The 19,704-nt window shown below is 71.3% G+C and carries 18 protein-coding genes; 8 read left to right on the top strand and 10 right to left on the bottom strand.

Annotated elements, in window-relative coordinates; translation table 11 throughout:
- Positions 1-27 precede the first annotated feature (27 nt).
- A complete protein-coding gene (locus tag F1C12_RS11940) occupies positions 28-2,907 on the bottom strand; it encodes a bifunctional YncE family protein/alkaline phosphatase family protein (RefSeq protein ID WP_185275224.1) in 2,880 nt (959 codons plus the stop codon).
- A 272-nt stretch (positions 2,908-3,179) separates the two neighbouring features.
- Here F1C12_RS11940 and F1C12_RS11935 point away from each other — a divergent pair, with 272 nt between their 5' ends.
- Complete coding sequence (locus F1C12_RS11935) at positions 3,180-3,398, top strand: hypothetical protein (RefSeq protein WP_185275223.1); 219 nt, start codon at positions 3,180-3,182, stop codon at positions 3,396-3,398.
- Here the strand turns inward: F1C12_RS11935 and F1C12_RS11930 are convergent.
- A complete protein-coding gene (locus F1C12_RS11930) occupies positions 3,395-3,955 on the bottom strand; it encodes a hypothetical protein (protein WP_185275222.1) in 561 nt (186 codons plus the stop codon). The genes F1C12_RS11935 and F1C12_RS11930 overlap by 4 nt on opposite strands.
- 186 nt (positions 3,956-4,141) lie before the next feature.
- A complete protein-coding gene (locus F1C12_RS11925; RefSeq protein ID WP_258045865.1) occupies positions 4,142-5,167 on the bottom strand; it encodes an SDR family oxidoreductase in 1,026 nt (341 codons plus the stop codon).
- Between the two features lie 148 nt (positions 5,168-5,315).
- On the opposite strand from F1C12_RS11925, the gene F1C12_RS11920 reads away from it, so the two are divergent.
- From F1C12_RS11920 to F1C12_RS11910, 3 genes are read left to right on the top strand one after another with little or no spacing between them, the layout of a single operon-like run.
- Entirely contained in the window at positions 5,316-5,660 is a 345-nt protein-coding gene (locus F1C12_RS11920) for a hypothetical protein (protein ID WP_185275220.1), read from the top strand.
- Positions 5,660-8,686, top strand: coding sequence for an FAD-binding and (Fe-S)-binding domain-containing protein (locus F1C12_RS11915; RefSeq protein ID WP_185275219.1), 3,027 nt, complete (start codon positions 5,660-5,662; stop codon positions 8,684-8,686). Before F1C12_RS11920 ends, F1C12_RS11915 begins: the two co-directional genes overlap by 1 nt.
- Positions 8,683-9,765 (top strand): enolase C-terminal domain-like protein, encoded by a 1,083-nt coding sequence (locus F1C12_RS11910; protein WP_185275218.1) that lies wholly within the window; start codon positions 8,683-8,685, stop codon positions 9,763-9,765. The genes F1C12_RS11915 and F1C12_RS11910 overlap by 4 nt, the downstream gene beginning before the upstream one ends.
- Positions 9,766-9,865: 100 nt before the next feature.
- Here F1C12_RS11910 and F1C12_RS11905 read toward each other — a convergent pair whose 3' ends face one another.
- On the bottom strand, positions 9,866-10,234 hold the full coding sequence (locus tag F1C12_RS11905; protein WP_258045864.1) for a DUF7882 family protein: 369 nt from the start codon (positions 10,232-10,234) through the stop codon (positions 9,866-9,868).
- A 126-nt stretch (positions 10,235-10,360) separates the two neighbouring features.
- Here F1C12_RS11905 and F1C12_RS11900 point away from each other — a divergent pair, with 126 nt between their 5' ends.
- Positions 10,361-10,624, top strand: coding sequence for a DUF1905 domain-containing protein (locus F1C12_RS11900; RefSeq protein WP_185275217.1), 264 nt, complete (start codon positions 10,361-10,363; stop codon positions 10,622-10,624).
- A gap of 16 nt (positions 10,625-10,640) precedes the next feature.
- Here F1C12_RS11900 and F1C12_RS11895 read toward each other — a convergent pair whose 3' ends face one another.
- The 3 genes from F1C12_RS11895 to F1C12_RS11885 all read right to left on the bottom strand — a co-directional run bounded on the left by F1C12_RS11895 (position 10,641) and on the right by F1C12_RS11885 (position 14,842).
- Positions 10,641-12,044 (bottom strand): MATE family efflux transporter, encoded by a 1,404-nt coding sequence (locus tag F1C12_RS11895; RefSeq protein WP_185275216.1) that lies wholly within the window; start codon positions 12,042-12,044, stop codon positions 10,641-10,643.
- Between the two features lie 55 nt (positions 12,045-12,099).
- Positions 12,100-12,570, bottom strand: coding sequence for a MarR family winged helix-turn-helix transcriptional regulator (locus tag F1C12_RS11890; RefSeq protein ID WP_185275215.1), 471 nt, complete (start codon positions 12,568-12,570; stop codon positions 12,100-12,102).
- A gap of 103 nt (positions 12,571-12,673) precedes the next feature.
- A complete protein-coding gene (locus F1C12_RS11885; RefSeq protein ID WP_185275214.1) occupies positions 12,674-14,842 on the bottom strand; it encodes a hypothetical protein in 2,169 nt (722 codons plus the stop codon).
- A 180-nt stretch (positions 14,843-15,022) separates the two neighbouring features.
- Between F1C12_RS11885 and F1C12_RS11880 the strand changes: the two genes are divergently transcribed.
- Complete coding sequence (locus F1C12_RS11880; RefSeq protein ID WP_185275213.1) at positions 15,023-15,937, top strand: ABC transporter ATP-binding protein; 915 nt, start codon at positions 15,023-15,025, stop codon at positions 15,935-15,937.
- Complete coding sequence (locus F1C12_RS11875) at positions 15,934-16,746, top strand: ABC transporter permease (protein WP_185275212.1); 813 nt, start codon at positions 15,934-15,936, stop codon at positions 16,744-16,746. The genes F1C12_RS11880 and F1C12_RS11875 overlap by 4 nt, the downstream gene beginning before the upstream one ends.
- Before the next feature lie 15 nt (positions 16,747-16,761).
- Here the strand turns inward: F1C12_RS11875 and F1C12_RS11870 are convergent, their stop codons facing one another.
- Both F1C12_RS11870 and F1C12_RS11865 read right to left on the bottom strand, forming a co-directional pair.
- Complete coding sequence (locus tag F1C12_RS11870) at positions 16,762-17,607, bottom strand: sulfurtransferase (protein ID WP_185275211.1); 846 nt, start codon at positions 17,605-17,607, stop codon at positions 16,762-16,764.
- Between the two features lie 17 nt (positions 17,608-17,624).
- Positions 17,625-17,783, bottom strand: coding sequence for a DUF1059 domain-containing protein (locus F1C12_RS11865; protein WP_185275210.1), 159 nt, complete (start codon positions 17,781-17,783; stop codon positions 17,625-17,627).
- Between the two features lie 49 nt (positions 17,784-17,832).
- Here F1C12_RS11865 and F1C12_RS11860 point away from each other — a divergent pair, with 49 nt between their 5' ends.
- Positions 17,833-18,588, top strand: a complete 756-nt coding sequence (locus tag F1C12_RS11860) for an AfsR/SARP family transcriptional regulator (protein ID WP_185275209.1) — start codon at positions 17,833-17,835, stop codon at positions 18,586-18,588.
- A gap of 7 nt (positions 18,589-18,595) precedes the next feature.
- On the opposite strand, the gene F1C12_RS11855 is transcribed toward F1C12_RS11860, so the two are convergent.
- Positions 18,596-19,627, bottom strand: a complete 1,032-nt coding sequence (locus F1C12_RS11855) for an NAD-dependent epimerase/dehydratase family protein (RefSeq protein WP_185275208.1) — start codon at positions 19,625-19,627, stop codon at positions 18,596-18,598.
- Positions 19,628-19,704 lie beyond the last annotated feature (77 nt).

Here is a 19,704-nt window from a genome sequence, read left to right as displayed (position 1 = left end):
GGGCAGGGGCGTTCGCGCTACCGATCGTTATTGGTCGTCGTGGTTCGTCGACCCCGGCGCGATGCCCGGTACGTCGTTCGGGCCGTAGATCTTCGCGTCGCCCGGGTAGGGCGAGGTCCAGTGCTTGGTCTGGTACCAGGTGTAGCGGTTCATCAGCAGCGGGTTGTCGTAGTCCGGGATGGCCGGGTGACCGGCCGTCCCCGTGAAGTGCTGCTTGCCCGCCCACTTCTGCCACTGGGCGGCGACCGCCTGCTCGGAGGCGGGCACGGCCGTGTCCTTCGCGGCCTGGGCCTTCACCGCGTCGGCCGCGGCTCCGGTCGTGCCGAGGGTGTCGTAGCCGCAGGAGGGCTCGGTCGCGACGCCTTCGGTCAGCGGGACCTGGTTGCGCACCGCGGTGTAGGGCGTCAGGTCCGGCTTGTTCGTGAACGCGTCCACCATCGGCGTCGCCGCGGCGATCTTCTGGTTCAGCGGCTGGGCCCCGAGGATCTGCTCGATCGTGCGGACCATGCTGATCTGCGAGTAGTACGTGCTCACGGTCTTGCCGTGCACGGCGTACGGGCTGATGACCTGGATGGGCGCGCGGTGGCCGTCGACGTGGTCGGCGGAGTCCTGGCTGTCGTCCTCCGCGACGAAGATCGCGGAGTCCTTCCAGTACTGCGAGTGCGAGATCTCGTCGACGATCTTGCCGAGCGCGAGGTCGTTGTCCGCGACCTGGGCCTTCGGGTCCGCCGTGCCTCCGGTGTGGTCGCTGGAGAGCCAGACCATGTTGAAGTTGGACGGGCCGTTCTTCTCGAAGTCCTGCTTCCAGGTCTCGTACCGGTAGATGTCGGGCACCGCCAGGTCGAAGGGCGCGGCGTTCGGGTCGGAGATCGCGTTCAGCGACGGGATGACCGAGCCGGCGTTCCATTTGATCGACGGGTCGAACAGCTGGGCGGGCGAGCCGCCGTTCATGGCGCTCGTCGCTGCGCAGTAGTACTGCTGCCAGGTCGCGCCGGCCGGCTTGCCCTCGCCGTATTCGAACTCGCCGTAGTTCTTCGCGCTCTTGCCGGCGGACTGCACCGAGTTCCACAGGAAGCCGCTGCGCTGGTGGCCGAGCACGTCCTCTTCGGTGTCGTAGGAGCGGACGTACTCTCCAGCGCTGGTCTGGGTGTAGGCGGTGTTGTCGCCCTGCATGAGCCAGTTGTGGCCTTCGGCGGAGTTCGTCCCGATGTCGTACGTGTTGTCGTACAGGCCGAACTGCGAGGCGAGGGCGTGCTGGTTGGGGGTCACCGTCTGGCCGAACTGGGTCAGCGAGGGGTCGCCGTTTCCCTGCTTCATGTCGCCGTACAGCTGGTCGTAGCCGCGGTTCTCCTTGACGACCAGGAACACGTGCTTGATCGCCGACGGGTCTCCCAGACGCTTCGGGATGGCCGTCGCCGCGTTGTCGCTCTGGTCGCCCTGGGCCTGCTTGAGCGAGTTCGCGGTCCAGCCGTTCTGCGCGAACACCTGGGCCGTCGCCTTCTTGATCTGCTGATCGCTCGGGAGCGCGAACGTGGTGAGCGATGCCGTGGTCGAGTGCGTGCCGTGCCCGGTCACCACCGGGACGCCCGCTCCCTTGTTGACGGTGATCCCCGGCCCGCGCGCGTCGATCCCGCGGGTGTTCGTGACGACGACCGAGCCCTTCACCGCCGCGACGTTCTCGGGGTAGTAGTCGGTCGGCAGAAGCCCGATGAGAGCGGCCGGGTCGCGCGGGTCCTTCGTGTCGACCTTGTAGACGGCGATCGCGTTCGCGTTCCCGAGGGAGACCAGGAGGTGGTCGCCCTGCAGGGTGACGGCGGTCGGCTGGTATCCGGTCTTCGACGACGCCCACGGCTGGGTCGCGATCGTCTGGACCACGGCGTTGGAGCGCGTGTCGATCACCGAGACGGTGTCGCTGTTCGTGTTGACGACGTACAGAGTGGTGCCGCTGACGTGCATGGCCGTCGGGTGGAGCTCGACCGGGATGGAGCCGACGGCGTCCGACGGGTTCGCCGTGTCGATGACGCTCACCGTGCCGGTCGTCGACGTGCCGAGGGTGGTGTCGGCGGGGACCTGCGTGCCGTACGAGCCCATCGTGGTCTCACCCGGGAGCGCATAGCGGCCGCCCTCGTTCGAGACGTAGAGCTTGGTCCCGACGAACGTGAGCTGCCGCGGTGCGATGCCGACCGGCACGGTCTGCTTGATCGTGCCGGCGGCCGGGTCGATCGCGACGATCGTGTTCTGACCGTTGACCGCCGCGTAGAGCGTCGAGCCGTCGGGCGAGAACGTCATCCCGGCGGTGAGGGCCTGCTGGCCGGCGGCCGAGTTCGGGATGGCGATCTTCGTGCCTGCGCCGAGCGAGCCGTCGGCGTTGAACGGGTAGCGCACGATCCCGGTCGCGACCGGCTCGAACAGGAACTTGCCGTCGGGCGAGAAGACCGGGCCCTCCTGGCCGACGGTGCCGTCGGAGATCTTGAGGTAGTTCATCGAGCCGTAGCCGGCGTTGGAGGCCGCGGTCGCGAACGACGCCGCCGCGAGCGTGCCCGCCGCCGCGACGGGCTTGTAGCTCTGGAGGTCGAAGACCTGGAGGTCGACGGAGCGGTCGGTGCTGGTGCCGACGAGGAAACGGCCGTCGGGGCTGACGGTCGACCCCATGATCTTGCCGAACGGTGTCATCAGGCGCTTCCCGGCCGGCTGGAGCACCTGGTCGGAGGAGATCTGCTCGCCGTCGGCGTAGTTCACGCCGACCTGCTGGTTGCCGAAGGCGAGGGTGGAGGCGGTGGCGATGCCGCCGCCGAGGACGACGAGCGCACAGGTCGCCGCGGTGACCGCGAGCACGCGCTGGCGCGGGGTGAGGGAGGAGAAGCGGCGCCGACCGGATTTCTGGCGCCGTGGGGTGTTGCGAGGCATGGGACGAGACCTTTCCCGAGAGTGGAGGAGCTGAGAAGGCGCGAGACCTCATAGCGAGGTCACAGAAAAGACACTGCTGTGCCCCTCATCGGGGGGTCAACCAAACGGTTCATGAATGCGGGGTTACCGCGGTCGCGCCCTTCCGGGCGTGTCGTCGGAGGTATCCCAGGCGGGACGGGAGATGCGCAGGTGAACGCGCGCCAGGCCCTGGCGCGTCGTCTGTCAGGACTCTCAGGCTGCCCGCGCAGCCGCCGCGGTGGGACGATGGCGGCATGGACAATCTGGAGACCGCAGAGGACGCCATCCGCAGAGCGCGCGAGGGTCTCGCCTCAGCCGCCACGGCCGCTGGCGCCGCTCCCGCCGCCTGGGCCGAGCCCCTGCGGCTCGCCCTCGACGCGATCGAGAGCGCGGTGGCGGAGCTCAGCGAGCTGCGGGACGCGCCCGTGGAGAACACCGGGGAGACAGGGCCCGACGCGTCCTACATCCGCTAGCCGCCCAGCGCCGCCACGACCGTCTGCGCGTCACCCCAGTACTGCGCGTAGTACCCCGGGTCCGCGTTGACCTGGACGGCGTGCGCGGCCTCCGTCGGCGTCATCGACTGCCAGCCGGGGAGCCGCACCAGCTTGCGGAAGAAGTTCGTCGCCGCCGTGTACGGGTCCATCCGGTCGGCGAGGGTGCCCCAGGCCCCGTTGTCGCGCTGCTGGAACAGACCGCGGCTGTCCGGCCCGGCCGCGTCGCCGTAGTCCAGGTTGCGGAGGCCGGACTCGCCGATCGCGGTCATGACGCCGATCGTCTCGCCGTACGATCCGACACCCTGGTCGCGTGCGGCCGACAGGATCGTCGCGGCCATCGCGAGCTCTGGCGCGCAGAATCCGGCGACCGGTCCTTTCGGCACCGCGCGGCCGGCCACGGTCGTCGCCACAGCGTCCGCGCACGGCGGGGGCGGGGCTGCGCTGATCGACGGCACGACCACGAGCCGGGAGGCCGCGAACAGGCCGCCGGCGACGAGGAGGGTCGCGACGAGGAGCGCGACGACCGACTTGCGCATCCCGCACCTCCCGTCCGCTCGCCTTGCGCGGGTCCGCCACGCGAACCACCACCCTAGGAGGCGGCGCTATGCGCGCCCTGAAGGCCTCCTGACCAAGCACTGGACGCAGCACAGGGGTCGCAACACGCCGTTTCGCGCGGGCGATGACGGCGTGCTGCGCCCCCTGCCGGGAGGGCGATGGCGCGGTCAGCGGCGGCGGGAGGCGGCCCTTCCCGCGGTGACGAGGGCCGCTCCTGCCAGGGCGGCGCCGACCGCGCCGAGCGTGCGCCGGTTCCGCGACGCCCACGCCTGCGCGCTGGTCCGCTTCGCCCGGTCGTCGAACGGCCCGTGCGTTCCGTGGTCGACCTCCCGGTCCGCCGGCTCCCACAGATTGGCGGGCTGGCCGGCGGGCCGGGGCTCGTCGGTCTGCTGGGACGCGAACCCGGTCCTGCCGAGGTAGCGGTCGAGGAGGCCGGGGATCATCCGGTTGCCGATGATGGTCTCCACCGTGGAGGCGCCCACCCAGTACGCCCGCCGCGGGTGCAGCGCCGCGCGGACGATCGAGCGGGCGGCGACCTCCGGCTGGTAGATCGGCGGCACCGGCTGCGCCTGCTTCGGCAGGCGCGACAGCAGCCAGCGGAACTGCGGCGTGTTCATCGCGGGCAGGTGCACCATCGTGACGGCGACGTCGCTGTTGTCGTGGATCAGCTCGGCGCGCACCGACTCGGTGAAGCCGACGATCGCGTGCTTCGCGCCGCAGTACGCGGACTGCAGCGGGATGCCGCGGTACGCCAGCGCCGAGCCGATCTGCACGATCGTGCCGCGGCCGGCCGGGCGCATCCTGCGCAGCGCGGCCATCGTCCCGTAGACGAAGCCGAGGTAGCTGACCTCGGTGGTCCGGCGGAACTCCTCCGGCGCGATCTTCCCGATCTCGGCGAAGACGGACGAGAACGCGCAGTTCACCCACACGTCGATGCGGCCCCACTCGCTCACGACCCGCTCGGCGGCGGCCTCCACGGCGTCCGCGTCGGCGACGTCGACCGGCACCGTGAGCGCCCGGCCGCCGGCGTCGCGCACCTCGCCCGCTGCGGCCTCCAGTCCTGCCTCGCCGCGCGCGAGCAGCGCGACGCTCGCGCCGTGCCGCGCGAACTCGACGGCGGCGGCGCGGCCGACCCCTCCACTGGCGCCCGTCACGACGACGACAGCGCCCTCCAGCGTCTCGATGCGGCTCACGCGTGCTCCTCTCGCTCGGCGGCCGGCCTTCGGCTGGCCAACGATTCCGATGCTCCGCCGCCTCCGAATCCGTTCAACCCCTTGCACTCCGCGGCCCAGGGGCATTCCATCCGATAAGAGGCGTCGGGACGACAGGAGAGGTACGACCATGACCGTCAAGCTCAACCGGAAAGCCCTCGACCATGCCCGCTCGCTCGTCGGGAAGGGGTCGGTGGTCCGCGACGAGCGCGACGACTGGAGTGAGGACGCTCCGAGCGCGGACGACGAGAACACCTTCATCGAGAAGCACGGCTGGGAGCAGTACGCGCTCTGGCATCTCGGCGAGGACGCCGAGAAGAGCGAGGAGACGAAGGGCCGGTACAGCTTCCCGTACGGCGACTTCGCGAAGGTCCACCGCTGCGCGGTCATCTCGCTGGAGAGCCGGGCGGCGCAGAACGACCACGACGACATCGCCCGCGCCTCCAAGCAGCTCCTCGAGCAGATCGACGAGTGATGTCGAGCGTCATCACCTCCGGCGGGGTGGATGTCCGCACCCTCGCCGGCGCGCTCGCCGACCGGGTCGACGGGGAGGTGCGGTTCGACGACGGCAGCCGCGCCGCGTACGCGACCGACGCCTCCAACTACCGCCAGGTGCCGATCGGCGTCGTCATCCCGCACACGGTGGAGGCCGCCGTCGAGGCCATCGCCGTCTGCCGCGAGTTCTCCGCCCCGGTCTTCAGCCGCGGCGGAGGCACGAGCCTCGCCGGCGAGTGCACCAACCACGGCGTCGTCATCGACTGGAGCAAGTACTGCAACCGGGTGCTCTCGGTCGACCCGATCGCGCGCGTGGCCACCGTCGAGCCCGGCATCGTGCTGGACGACCTCAACGCCGTGCTCGCCCCGCACGGCCTCCAGTTCGGGCCGAAGCCGGCGACGCACTCGCACTGCACGCTCGGCGGGATGATCGGCAACAACTCGTGCGGCTCCAGCGCGCAGGCCTACGGCAAGACGGTCGACAATGTGCGCCGGATGGAGGTGCTGACCTACGCGGGCGACCGGTTCTGGGCAGGCCCGACGTCCACCGAGGAGTTCGAGCGCATCCAGCGCGCGGGCGGCCGGGTGGCCGAGCTCTACACCGCGATGCGCGACCTGGCGGAGGAGGACGGCGACCTGATCCGCGAGCGCTACCCGCACATCCCGCGCCGGGTCTCCGGCTACAACCTCGACTCGTTGCTGCCGGAGGCCGGCTTCGACGTCGGCAAGGCGCTGGTCGGCTCCGAGTCGACCCTCGTCACGGTGCTGCGCGCCGAGCTCGACCTCGTGCCGGTGCCGCCCACCCGCACCTTCCTGGTGCTCGGCTTCCCGAGCATCGAGGACGCCGCCGACGCCGCCTCGGCCATCGCCGAGCACGACCCGCTGACCATCGAGGGGATCGACGAGGTGCTGGTCGAGGACCAGAAGACCAAGCGCCAGAACGTGGAGGCCCTGCACCTGCTCCCGGACGGCACGGGCTGGCTGGTGTGCGAGTTCGGCGGCGACACCAAGGACGAGTCCGACGCGAAGGCGCAGCGGATGGTCGCCGCGCTGAAGCAGCGGGACGTCGTCCCGAACGACCGCGAGTTCGACGACGAGGCGCACCAGAAGGAGATCCTGGAGGTGCGGGAGGCCGGCCTCGGCGCGACCGCGTGGATCCCCGACCGCCCGGACACCTGGGAAGGCTGGGAGGACGCCGCCGTCCCGCCCGAGCGGCTCGGCGACTACCTGCGCGACTTCCGCGACCTCCTGGACGAGTTCGGCTACCGGAACGTCTCCCGGTACGGTCACTTCGGCCAGGGCTGCGTGCACTGCCGCATCCCGTTCGACCTCACGAGCGAGGAGGGGATCGCGCACTACCGCGCGTTCATCGGCCGCGGCGCCGAACTGGTCGCGCAGTACGGAGGCTCGCTCTCCGGCGAGCACGGCGACGGACAGTCGCGTGGCGCACTGCTGCCGATCATGTTCGGCGACGAAGTGGTCCGGCTGTTCGAGCGGTTCAAGGCGCTGTTCGACCCGCACGACCGGATGAACCCCGGCAAGGTCGTGCACCCGTACCTGCCCACCGAGAACCTCCGGCTCGGCGCGGGCTACGGCCCGAAGGTCGACGTCGAGCTGCACTTCTCGTACCCGAAGGACCGCGGGCAGTTCGAGCGCGCGGCCCTGCGCTGCGTCGGCGTCGGCAACTGCCGCAGCCACAGCGGCAACGTGATGTGCCCGTCGTTCCGCGCCACGAACGAGGAGGAGCACTCCACCCGCGGCCGCTCGCGGCTCCTCTTCGAGATGCTGGAGGGGCAGTATCGCGAGAGCCCGATCGCCGACGGCTGGCGCTCCACCGAGGTGAAGGACGCGCTCGATCTGTGCCTGTCGTGCAAGGGCTGCAAGACCGACTGCCCGGTGAACGTCGACATGGCGACCTACAAGGCGGAGTTCCTGTCGCACCACTACGAGGGCAGGCTGCGCCCGGCCGCGCACTACACGATGGGCTGGCTGCCGATCTGGGCCAGGATGGCGAGCGTCGCCCCGTCGCTCGTGAACCGGCTCGCCCGCATCCCGGGCGTCTCGCGCGTCGCGAAGCGCCTCGGCGGCGTGGAGCCGGACCGGCCGGTGCCGCGGTTCGCGCCGCAGCGGTTCACCGACTGGTTCGCCGCGCGGCCGCCCGCACCTCCTGCTCCGCTCGGGGACGTGATGATCTGGCCGGACACCTTCACCGACAACTTCCACCCGTCCATCGGGCGCGCGGCGGTCACGGTGCTGGAGGACGCCGGCTACCGCGTCGTCCTGCCGCCCGGGCACCTGTGCTGCGGCTTGACCTGGATCTCGACCGGCCAGCTCGCGACCGCCGGCAGGATGCTCGCGCACACGGCGGCGGCGCTCGCTGAAGCGCTGGGCGATGGGGTGCCGCTGGTCGGGCTGGAGCCGAGCTGCCTCGCGGTGTTCCGCTCCGACGCTCCCGAGCTGCTGCCCGACGACCCGAACGTGGCCGTCGTCGCCGGGCGCGCGACCTCCTTCGCCGAGCTGCTGCAGCGGACTCCGGAGTGGTCGCCTCCGCACGTCGGCGGCAGCGCGGTCGTGCAGCCGCACTGCCACCAGCACGCGGTCGGCGGTTTCGGGGCCGACCAGGCCATCCTCGACGCGGCCGGGATCGAGACCACGACGGTGGAGGGCTGCTGCGGACTCGCGGGCAACTTCGGCTTCGAGGCGGGGCACCTGGACGTGTCGGCCGCGGCCGCCGAGCACGCACTGCTGCCGGCCCTCCGCGAGGCGGGCGCGGAGGCGCGCGTGATCGCGGACGGCTTCAGCTGCCGCACACAGGTGGAGCAGCTCGGCGACGCGCTCGACCCGGGTCAGCGGCCGCTGCACCTCGCCGAAGTGCTCGCGCTGCGACTCGGTGCGCGCCGCGGCGTGGCCGTGCGAGTGGACCGTCCCGGCCGTGCCGCCGAGCGCGTCCCGGCCGCGGCCGTCGAACGCGCGCTGTCCTCCGACCGGGTCAGGCAGCGCTCATGACCGGGCAGCTGGACGGCATCCTCCCGGTGATCGACGAGGTGGAGACCCGCGTGCTCCGCATCCCCACCGACGCCCCGGAGGCGGACGGCACCGCGACCTGGGACACGACCACGCTCATCGTCGTGCTGCTGCGCGCCGGCGGCGTGACCGGCCTCGGCTACACGTACAGCTCGGCCGCCGCCGCGACCGTGGTCGACGACGAGCTGGCGCCGGTCCTGCGCGGGAGGTCGCTCACCGACCTCGGCGCGATCGTCGCCGACCTGGAGCACGCGCTCCGCAACGCCGGCCGTCCCGGGATCGGGGCGTGCGCGCTGTCGGCCGTCGATGTCGCGCTCTGGGACGCGCGCGCCCGGGCGCTCGGGATGCCGCTCGCCGACCTCCTCGGCCGGGTCCGCGGCTCGGCGCCCGCGTACGGCAGCGGCGGCTTCACGACCTACGACGACGACCGGCTGCGCGACCAGCTCGCCGGCTGGGCGCGCGACGGCTGCCGGTGGGTGAAGCTGAAGATCGGCGAGTCCTGGGGAACGCGCGTCGACCGCGACCTGTATCGGGTCGACGTGGCACGACGTGCGATCGGGCCGGGCGTGGGCTTGTTCGTGGACGCGAACGGCGCGTACGGCGTCGGCCAGGCGCTGCGGGTCGAGCGCGCGATGCGGGCGTTCGACGTGACCTGGTTCGAGGAGCCGGTGAGCTCGGACTACCCCGACCAGCTGGCCGCGGTGCGGGCCGGAGCCGCCGCCGACATCGCGGCGGGCGAGTACGTCTACCGCCCGGCGGACGCCGCCGGGCTGCTCGGGTCGGTGGACTGCCTCCAGCTCGACGTCACCCGTTGCGGCGGCTACAGCGGCTGGCTACAGCTGAGCGGGCTGGCCGCCGCCCACGGCGTCCCTGTCTCGGCGCACTGCGCACCGCAGCTCGCCGCGCACGCGGGTTGCGCGACCCGGAACTTCCGGCACCTGGAGTACTTCCACGACCACGCCCGGCTGGAGCCGATGGTGTTCTCGGGAACGCTGCCGCTGGTGGACGGGACGCTCACGCCCGACCGGAGGCCGGGTCACGGGCTGGCGCTGCGCGAGTAGCGAGACGGCGCGGCGCAGGCGAAGGCGGGGACGAGGTCCCGAACACTCGTCCCCGCCGTCTGGTCGCCCCGTCGCCGCGTAGCCGTCGACGCCGGGGAGGTCAGCCGCGCAGTGCGCCGTCCATCATGTGCTGCACCGCGGGAGGCGACCCCACGCCGCGGCCCGACACCTCGGACCGGCCGTCCTCGCCGGTGACGACGAGACCGGTCGCGCTGGCGGCAGACTCTGCGAGGGTCTCCAGCCAGTCGCGGTTGATCGACGGAGTCCGCGATCCGGAGAACTTGAAGTAGAGCGGGATGGACGGGTCCAGCCAGATGGTCGACCGCCCGTCCCCGATCTCCGGGGCGTCGCGCCACGACATAGCGAAGCTCTCGCGGCGGCGCAGCTTGTTGACGATGACGATCTGCAGGTGCAGGAGCAGGCGATCATCGAATTCGATGACCGTCGAATCGTAGATGAGCGAACCCATGCGGCGACCTCCCGGAGGTGTACGCGTTAACGCAAGTGTGATCCGATTCCCGCAGAAAGTCGATTCCCCGACGGCGTATTGGTTAGCATCGTCGGCATCCGCGAACCGTGACCAGCAGGAGGTCCGATGACCGTCTTCCGCACCGTCCTGGAAGCGACGGGTGGCAACAACGTCGGCATCGTCGTGCCGGAGGAGGTCGTGCTCGGTTTCGGCCGCGGCAAGCGCGTCCCGGTCATCGTCACGATCGACGGCGGCTACACCTACACGAACACCATCGGCGTGATGGGCGGCCGGTACCTGGTCTCCTTCAACGCCGAGACCCGCAAGGCCACCGGCCGCGGAGCCGGCGACGAGGTCGAGGTCGACCTGGTGGCCGACCCCGACCGCTGAGCGGAGGCCCCGCGGCTCAGACCGCCACGGCCTCCAGCGCCTGCTCCGCCGCCTCGGCCGACGGCGCAGCGAGCGCGCGGCGCGACCGGGCGAACAGCACAGCGCCGAGGACGAAGCACAGCAGCTCGGTGACGGTCATCGACCAGATCACGCCGGTCATCCCGAGCAGCGCGTTCGCCGCGAGGACGATCGGGACGAACAGCACGCCCTGCGCCACCGACATGATCGTCGCGTTGCGCATCTGCTCGGTGGCCTGGAAGACCGCGATGATCAGCCCGGTGAACCCGTTGAACAGGGTCGAGACGAGCATCGCGGTGAGGATGAGCGTGCCGTCGGCGATCACGGACGGGTCCGCGCTGAACAGCGCGAACACCTGGTCGCGGAACAGGAACACGATGGTGGAGAAGACCGCGACGATCCCGGCGATGGCGATCGCGCTGCCGGTGATCGCGGACTTCAGCCGTGCGTGGTCGCGCGCCCCGAAGGCGTAGGCGAACAGCGGGATCGCGCCCATGAAGACGCCCATGGCGATCATCTCCGGGAGCTGCGAGATCCGCAGGGCGACGCCCATCGCGGCGAGCAGCGATGCGCCGTAGCCGATCGCGATCCAGTTCATCACCAGCGTGGTCACGATGAGGAACGACGACATCAGCAGCTCGGAGACGCCGACGCCGAAGACCGTGCCGAGCATCGTCCGGTCGGCGCGGAAGTGCCGGAGTGCGAGCGAGATGGTCTCGCTGCGGCGGGTGAGCCACCACACGTAGTAGCCGACGGTGACCAGGTTGGAGAGCCCGAGCGCGATGCCCGCGCCGAGGACGCCCCAGCCGAGCACGAGGATGAACAGCACGTCGAACAGGAGGTTGGCGACGGTGGAGGCGATGAGCCCGGTCATGGAGGCGACGGCCGCGCCCTCCGAGCGGACGAGCTGTTCGAGCGCGAAGGCGGCGACGTAGACCGGCGTGAAGGCGCACATGGCGCCGATGTAGAGCGCGGTCGGGGCGAGGGCCGCGCCGGACGCGCCGACCGCGACGGCGAGCGGCGTCGCGAAGATCAGCCCCAGCACGCCGATGACGGCGCCGGCGATGAGCGAGCCCCACAGCGTGAACGACGAGACCTGCTTGATCCGTTCGGCGGCGGCCGCGGTGTCCGCGCCCTCCTGGTCCTGCGACCCGAGCAGCCGGGACACATAAGTGCCGCCGCCGACGCCGAACACCCCGCCGACCGCCATCAGCAGTGCGAAGACCGGGAGGGAGAAGGTGAGGGCTGCCAGCAGCGGGGTGGAGTGCAGGGAGCCGACGAAGCCGGCGTTGATGATGTTGTAGACGCTGCCGATCGAGAAGCCGGCGATCATGGGCACGCAGAGGTGCACCAGGGAGCGCCAGATGGGCGCAGAGGCGAGGTAGTTGCGGTTCGAGGACATGACGGTACCTCCGTTCCGGGAACGGCTTTCTGAGTGAGTGAAGTGGGAGGGGTGGTCAGCGACGCGTGCGCGGGCCGCTGCCGGGAGGCCAGGCGGCCGAGGCGTCGTCGGCGGTGACCTTCTCAAGCAGGGCGATGAGCCGATCCTGCTCGTGCTCGTCGAGGGAGGCGAACAGCTTCCGCTGCTCGGCGGCCATCGACTCGTCGAAGCCCGCGACGACCCGCGCACCCTCGGGGGTGACGCGGACGACCTTGATGCGGGCGTCGGTGGGGGACGAGGTGCGGGTGACGTAGCCGCGCTCCTCCAGCCCCTGCAGGAGGCTGGTGACGCTGGCGGCGGTGGTGCCGGACATCTCGGCCAGTTCGCGGGCGATCACATCGCGATCCTGGTTCTGCTCAAGGTAGCCGAGCGTGAAGGCCTGCTGACGGGTGAGCCCGCTGTCGCGCACCCACTCCTCGGCCGCGGCGCGCCCCGCGAAGGCGACGGCGCGGACGAGCTCAGTCAGCCGCTCGGTCTTCGATGTCATAGTTAGAACTCTAATAGTTAGAACTCAAACTGTCAACCGATCGTGGACGCGACCGTGCGGCCTCACCCGCGGGTGAAGCCGCACGGTCGCCGGCGTACCGGGGCTAGCCGGCCAGGGCCTCGGCGTCGGAGAGCAGACGGGCGGCCGCGGCGAGCTGGTCCTTCCCCTGGTTCTCGTCGATGGAGCGGTGATCGAAGGCGGCGCCCAGCAGTTGGGCGCGGATGGCATCGGCGAGCGCATCCCGGCGCGCGTCGAGCTGGACGAGGCCGGATTCGATCCGGGTGTACGTGCTGTCGTCCGTCGCCGTGCCGCTCGCGAGCGCCTTCGTGGAGGCCGTCAGCGTGTCCGCGGCGAACTGCCCGTTCGTCGCGAGGATCTGCTTGTACACCTGGCCCAGGCGCAGCACCGTCTCGTGGTGGCCGCGGAGCTCGGTCGGGAGGGCGGAGGTCGCCGCGATCTCGGTCAGCACCCGCCCGTCGCCGGGGTAGTCGTCCTGGAGCCCGGTCAGGGCGAGCACGGTCGGCCGCATGTCGACCTGATCCGTCCAGGTCGTGCTGTCGACGCCGCGCGCCGAGATCCCGGGACCGGCGTACCCCGCCCAGATGTCCTGCATGTCCGGAAGGAGGCCCCCGTGGTTGTACGCGAACCGGGAGGAGGTGTACACGCAGGCCTTCGTGCAGTTCTGGGCGCCGGAGGTGATGTAGTCGTCCTCGCCCGAGAACGCGGTGAGCGAGGGTGTGCGGGCGGGATCGGAGCTCACGAAGTGCAGGATCTTCTCCTCCACCGGGTCGGCCAGCTGGGCTGCGACCTGGTCGGTGCCTCCCGTGAGCGGGTTGGTGACGGAGAGCCCTGCCAGGTCGCGAGCGAGTTGACGCGCCTTCGGGTCCGTCGGCGCGGGGTTCCCGGTGATCCAGAGCGCAGGCGCGGGGTCGCTGTGGATGGCGAAGGGCGTCGTGTCGTTCTTCTGCGTCGCGAGCAGGCCGGGCAGATTCACGTTGACCTCGGACTTGGTCGCGTAGGAGCACGGGTTGTCCGCCGCTCCCGTGCAGTTCGCGGGGGTCGGCGCGCTTCCGGAGAAGTGGTCGCCCTCGTCGGTCGTCACGACGAACTCGGTGTTGGCCGTGGTGATCCCGTCGGAGGCGAGGCGGGCGAAGAACTGGCCGAATGCCTGGTCGTAATCGTGCAGCTGCTGGGTGTAGGTCGGCTCGCCCGGGCCGAGGTCGCCGGTGTTGGCTGCGGTGTGGTCGGTGTGGGCGTCGGAGACGTAGACGTTCGCGACCTGGACCCCGTGCTCGAGGAGGTTCGCGGCGTAACCGAGCGAGTTCGTCGGCGTCTGCGCGTCGAAGCCGGGGAAGCCGGCGTTGCCGTTCGGGTCGGCGATGACCGAGCCGTTCAGCGCCCGGATCGGCCCGGCCGGGCTGACGGCCGGCTGGATCTGCGCGTTGCCGAAGAGCGCTTTGTAGCCCGCGTACCCTCCCGGCTCGTCCGGGAGCGCGTCGGACTGGCCGGACGCGCACAGCGAGGCGCCGTTCGCGCAGTGCACGGCGAGCCCCACGACGTCGGCCGTCGCCTTGGCGGGGTTCGCTGTGGCCTCGGCGGCCTGGGCGGAGTCGGCGCCGAAGACGGTCTGGATGTCGGTGGTGGTGTTCTCCAGGACGGTGTTCGACATCCCGACTTCACCGACGTTGCAGCCCGCGCGGGTGTACGGCACCCACGGCGCCGGGGCGTTGACGTCGGTCGTGTTCGGGACCTTCGCACGGTCGGCCGCGTACTGCACGGAGTAGTTCGTGTCGGCCGGGGTGCCGCTCGGGTCGGTGAGCTTGTCGGTCCAGTACGAGAAGGAGAGGCCGGTGTGGGTCGCGCCGGCCTGGTCGTAGTAGCTGAAGCTGTTCGACTGCGTGATGGCGTTGCGGTCGGGGTAGAGGCCGGTCTGGTTCGCGACGAAGTTCGTCGCCGTGTGCGACAGCACGTCGTGGGTGTTCGTGAGGAGCACGCCGTTGGTCTCCAGGAACTTCGTGAGGTTCGGCATCTGCTCGAGGTCGCTGGGGACGTTCGCGGCAGTGCGGAGGTTGTCGAGGTTGTCGAACTGGATCTGGACGACGTGCTTCACGCCGTTGGCGAGCTGGCAGGAGCCCGGCTGCGCGACGGGGCCCTTCTGATGCTGGTCGGCTGCGTACGCGCCGCCGGCTGCGCCGACGCCCGTGATCGCTCCCGCGATCGCGAGGATGCCGGCGACGACGGCGCCGGTCGCCCGTCTGGTGGTTGTGTTCATCGCTCCTCCTGACACGTGGCAAAGTGCTTCCGGAGACATCGAACCGCTCTCGCCCGTTCCGCACATGAACCCCTGGTGACGATCGGGCATACATCGCGTTCACCCCCGAACGGGTGGCGTGCCACGAGCCGGCCTCAGCGAAAGCTGTGCGCGGGAGGGCGGACGCGGCATGATTGCCGCATGAGCTCACGTCCTCCCGCCGTGGTCGTGCGCGGCCTCCGCAAGTCCTACGGGTCGTTCGAGGCCCTGCGCGGTGTCGACTTCGAGATCGCCGATGGGGAGACCTTCGCGCTGCTCGGTCCGAACGGCGCGGGCAAGAGCACGACCATCGAGATCCTGGAGGGCTACCGGGACCGGTCGGACGGCGAGGCGAGCGTGCTCGGCGCCGATCCCGGCAAGGCGGGCACCGCGTGGAAGGCACGGCTGGGGATCGTGCTGCAGTCCGGCACGGAGGCGGCGAACGTGACCGTGCGCGAGCAGCTCACCCAGTTCGCTCGGTACTACCCGAACAGCCGCGACGTCGAGGAGGTCATCGCGGCGGTCGGGCTGGAGGAGAAGGCGAAGGTGCGCATCCGCAACCTGTCCGGCGGTCAGCGCAGGCGGCTGGATGTCGCGCTCGGCGTGATCGGGCGCCCCGAGCTGCTGTTCCTGGACGAGCCGACCACCGGGTTCGATCCGGAGGCGCGGCGGCAGTTCTGGGAGCTGGTCCGCCAGCTCAAGCGCGAGGGCACGACCATCCTGCTCACCACCCACTACCTGGACGAGGCGGCGCAGCTGAGCGACCGGGCCGCGGTGATCGCGCACGGCGGGCTGCTCGACATCGGCGCGGTCGACGCGATCGGCGGGACGGCCGCGCGCATCCCGATCGTCCGCTGGCGCGACGCCGCCGGAGCGCCGCACGAGGAGCGCACCGACGCGCCGGGCGCCCTGGTCGCCCGGCTCGCCGCCGAGGCCGGAGGGGAGCCGCGCGATCTGGAGGTCATCCGGCCGAGCCTGGAGGACATCTACCTCGGGCTGGTGCGTGAGGCCGACGAGCGGGCGGGAGCGACGAGCGCCGCCGAGGGCCGCGCCTCCGGAGAGGAGGTGGCCGCATGACCGCCGTCGCGCTCGGCTGGGCGCGCATCCGCTACGAGGTGCTCGTCTACTTCCGCCAATCGGACACGATCTTCTTCACGTTCCTCTTCCCCGTGGTCATGCTCGGGATCTTCTCGGTCGCGTTCCAGGGCCTCGGCAAAGTCGGCGCCGCCCCGGACGGCAGCGGCGGCATCACGCAGGCCGCGTACTACCTGCCGGGGATGATCGCCGCCGGCATCCTCCTGAGCGGTGTGCAGAACCTCGCCGTCGACATCGCGGTGGAGAAGAGCGACGGGACGCTGAAGCGCCTGGGCGGGACGCCGCTGCCGGTGGTCTCCTACTTCCTCGGCAAGATGGGCCAGGTCATCGCGACGAGCATCCTCCAGATCGCGCTCCTGCTGCTGGTGGCCCGTGTCGGGTTCGGGGTGGCCCTGCCGACCGAACCGGAGCTGTGGCTGCGCTTCGCGTGGATCTACGCGCTCGGGATCGTCACCTCCGCTGTGCTGGGCATCGCGCTCTCTGCGGTGCCGCGCACGGGCAAGAGCGCGACGGCTGTGATCATCCCGATCGTGCTGGTGCTGCAGTTCATCTCGGGCGTCTACCTGGCTTTCAACCTGCTGCCAACCTGGCTGCAGAACATCGCCAGCCTGTTCCCGCTCAAGTGGATCGCGCAGGGGATGCGCAGCGTCTTCCTCCCGGCGAGCTTCGAGGCGGCGGAGCCGAGCGGCAGCTGGCAGCTCGGCTGGATCGCCGTGGTGCTGCTGATCTGGCTGGTCGCCGGACTGCTCGCCTGCCGGCTGACGTTCCGGTGGATCCGGAAGGACACCTAGCGCGGGCGATCCGCGTCACGCGATCGGCGTGTCCGGATCGTGCCCCCACTCCGCCCACGACCCGTCGTAGACGCGGGCGCTCTCGTGCCCGAGCAGGTAGCGCAGCGCGAACCACTCGGCGGAGGCGCGGTTGCCGATCGTGCAGTAGGTGATCGCCGCGTCGCCCTGGTCGACCGCGCCCGCGAACATCCGCGCCAGGGTCTCGCGGTCGCGGAACCGTCCCCGCTCGTCGAAGACGCCCACGGCGTCCACATTCACCGCCGACGGCACGTGGCCGGCCCGCCCGCCGGGCTCGGGAGTCCCCGATGGCCAGAACCGCTCGCCGCTGTACTCGCTGCCGCTGCGGGCGTCCACGATCGTGGTGCCGCGACGCCCGATCGCCGCGCGCACGTCCGCGGCGGTCGCGCGGAGCGAGTCGTCCGGGGCGGCCAGCGGATAACGGGAGGGCGTGACCTCGGGCAGGTCCGTCGTCCACGGCCGGCCGGCCTCCTGCCAGATCGCGCGCGAGGTGTCGAGGATGCGCACGTCCGCGTGCCGGAAGAGCTTCATCAGCCAGAATCCGAGCGACGGGGCGTAGCCGTAGAACACGACGGTCGTGTCCGGGGCGATGCCGGAGCGTTCGAACAGGTCGCGGACGGCATCGGCGCCGACCGGCCGGTAGTCCGGGCCTTTGAGGTCGGCGTACGGGTTCCAGAGCACGGCGCCGGGCAGGTGGCCCGACGCGTAGGCGGTGGCGTTCACGTCCACTTCGATGACGCGGACACCGGGGTCCGCGAGGTGGGATTCGAGCCAGTCGGGCCCGACGAGAGGGACGTCTTCGCGAACATCCGATCGGCTTGCGGTGATGGTGGTGGAGCTCATGGTGGCCTCCTTGCGGCTCACTCCAATTGGATCCAGCCGAGCAGGTCCTCCCGCGCGACTGCCTGGAAGAGGGCAGGATGGTCGGACCTCATGTGGGCGCTGATGTCGTCGACGACCTCGGCGTCGGTCTCGCCGCGGGCGATGTAGCCGCATTCGCACCGGATGATCCTGGTCATCTCGTCCTCCCTCATCGTTCTACGCAGTGCCCGTTGGCAGAATGTTGGCATGACGTTGGCGTCCGGTGGAGTCCGGGTGCAGCTGTGCGGGACCCTGCACCTCGAGCGCGCGGGTGAGCGGCTGGAGGCCGGCCTCCCCGGGCGACAGGGACGTCTGCTGTTCGCGTACCTCGTGCTCAACCGGCACCGGCCGTGCACGCGGGAGGAGCTGGCCGAGGCGGTCTGGCCGGACGCGGTGACCGAGCACGGCGCCGGCCTGAACCCGCTGGTGTCCAAGCTGCGCCGGCTGCTCGGACCTGACGCGCTGGAGGGCCGGTCGGCGCTGCGGCTGGCGCTGGGGGAGGACGCCCACGTGGACGTGGAGTGGGCGGAGCAGGCCGTGCATCGCGCCGAGTCGCAGGTGGCCCTCGGGCACTGGGCGGCGGCCTGGGGTCCCGCGATCGGCGCGATGCTCGTCGCGCAGCGGGAGTTCCTGCCCGGCGAGGAGGCCGGCTGGATCGAGGAGGAGCGCCGTGCTCTCGCCGACATCCTGGTGCGCGCGCTGGAGGCGTACGCGGTCTCGACGCTGGAGATGGGAGGCACGGAACTGCCCGGCGCCGTCCGCACGGGGCGTCGCCTGGTCGCGGTCGCCCCGCTGCGCGAGACCGGCTACCAGGTGCTCATGCGGGCGCTGCGGCAGCAGGGCGACGTCGGGGCGGCGGTCGCGGTCTACGGCGAACTCCGCACGCTGCTGCGGGACGAGCTCGGCGTCTCGCCGAGCCCGGCCACGCAGCAGCTCTACGCGTCGCTGCTCGTGGAACCGTGAGTGCGCGTCAGGCCACGCCCTTCGCGAGCATGCTCTCCGCGGCGGACACCACCGCCTCCTGCCACGGCCGCGGCTCGAACCCGAGCACGCGCCGCGCCTTCTCGCTGGACACCTTCTTGCGGTACCCGAGCTCGGCCGCCATCGACCGCATCCCCGGGTTCGCCTCCGCCGCGGCGCGCACCGCCTCATCCGGGAGCAGCGCCGTCGCCGCGGGCACCCGGCCCGCGCGCTCGCCGAGCCTGTCGCGGAGCACCGCGCCGACCTCCGCGAGCGGCACGGCGTCCTCCTGCGACGCGAGCAGGAAGCGCTCGCCCGCCGCGCCCTCCGCGGTGATCGCCGCGACGTGCGCGGCGGCGACATCCCGCACATCCACGAACGGGACGGCGAAGTCCGGGTATGCGGCCATCTCCCCGGTGAGGACGCGCCGCACGAGGTGGTTCGCGCCCGAGAGGCCGGTGCCGATGAGCGGGCCGACGACCGCGACAGGGAGGATCGTGACGAGCTCGGTGCCGTCGCCGTCGAGCAGCTCCCACGCCGCGCGCTCGGCGAGCACCTTGCTGCGGCCGTAGGCGTCCATCCCCGGCCCGTCGAGCGGCGACCAGTCGGCCTCCGTGAACGCGCGGTCGAGGGGCGGATGCCCGAACCCGACGGCGTGGAAGGCGGAGGTGAGCACGACGCGCGGGACTCCCGCGTCGCGGGCGGCGCGCAGCACGCGCAGGGTGCCCTCCCGCGCCGGGACGATCACGTCGTCCTCGTCCTCCACCGGCCCGAGGTGCACGGGCGACGCGACGTGCAGGACCGCGTCGACGCCGGCGACAGCGTCGGCCCAGCCGGCGTCGTCCATGAGGTCAGCCGCGACGAAGTGCAGGGCGTCGCCGTCCGTCATCCCGGCCTCGGCCAGGGCGGCGCGCGCAGCGTCCTCCCGGTCGAGCGAGCGGATCGTGGCGCGGACGTCGTGGCCGCTGCCGAGGAGCTGGAGGATGATGTGCCCGGCGATGAAGCCGGAGCCACCGGTGACGAGGATGCGCTGGGGGGCCATGCTCGGTCCTTTCGGTTGGTCGGGTGCTGACCCTTCGATGGTTCCCCCGCACGCCGGAGGCATCCAGGCCCCTGCCG

The organism is Leifsonia shinshuensis (assembly GCF_014217625.1).
GTDB classification, from domain to species: Bacteria; Actinomycetota; Actinomycetes; order Actinomycetales; family Microbacteriaceae; genus Leifsonia; species Leifsonia shinshuensis_A.
Note: the sequence above shows the minus strand (reverse complement) of the source record. Positions and strands in the feature narration are given on the sequence as shown.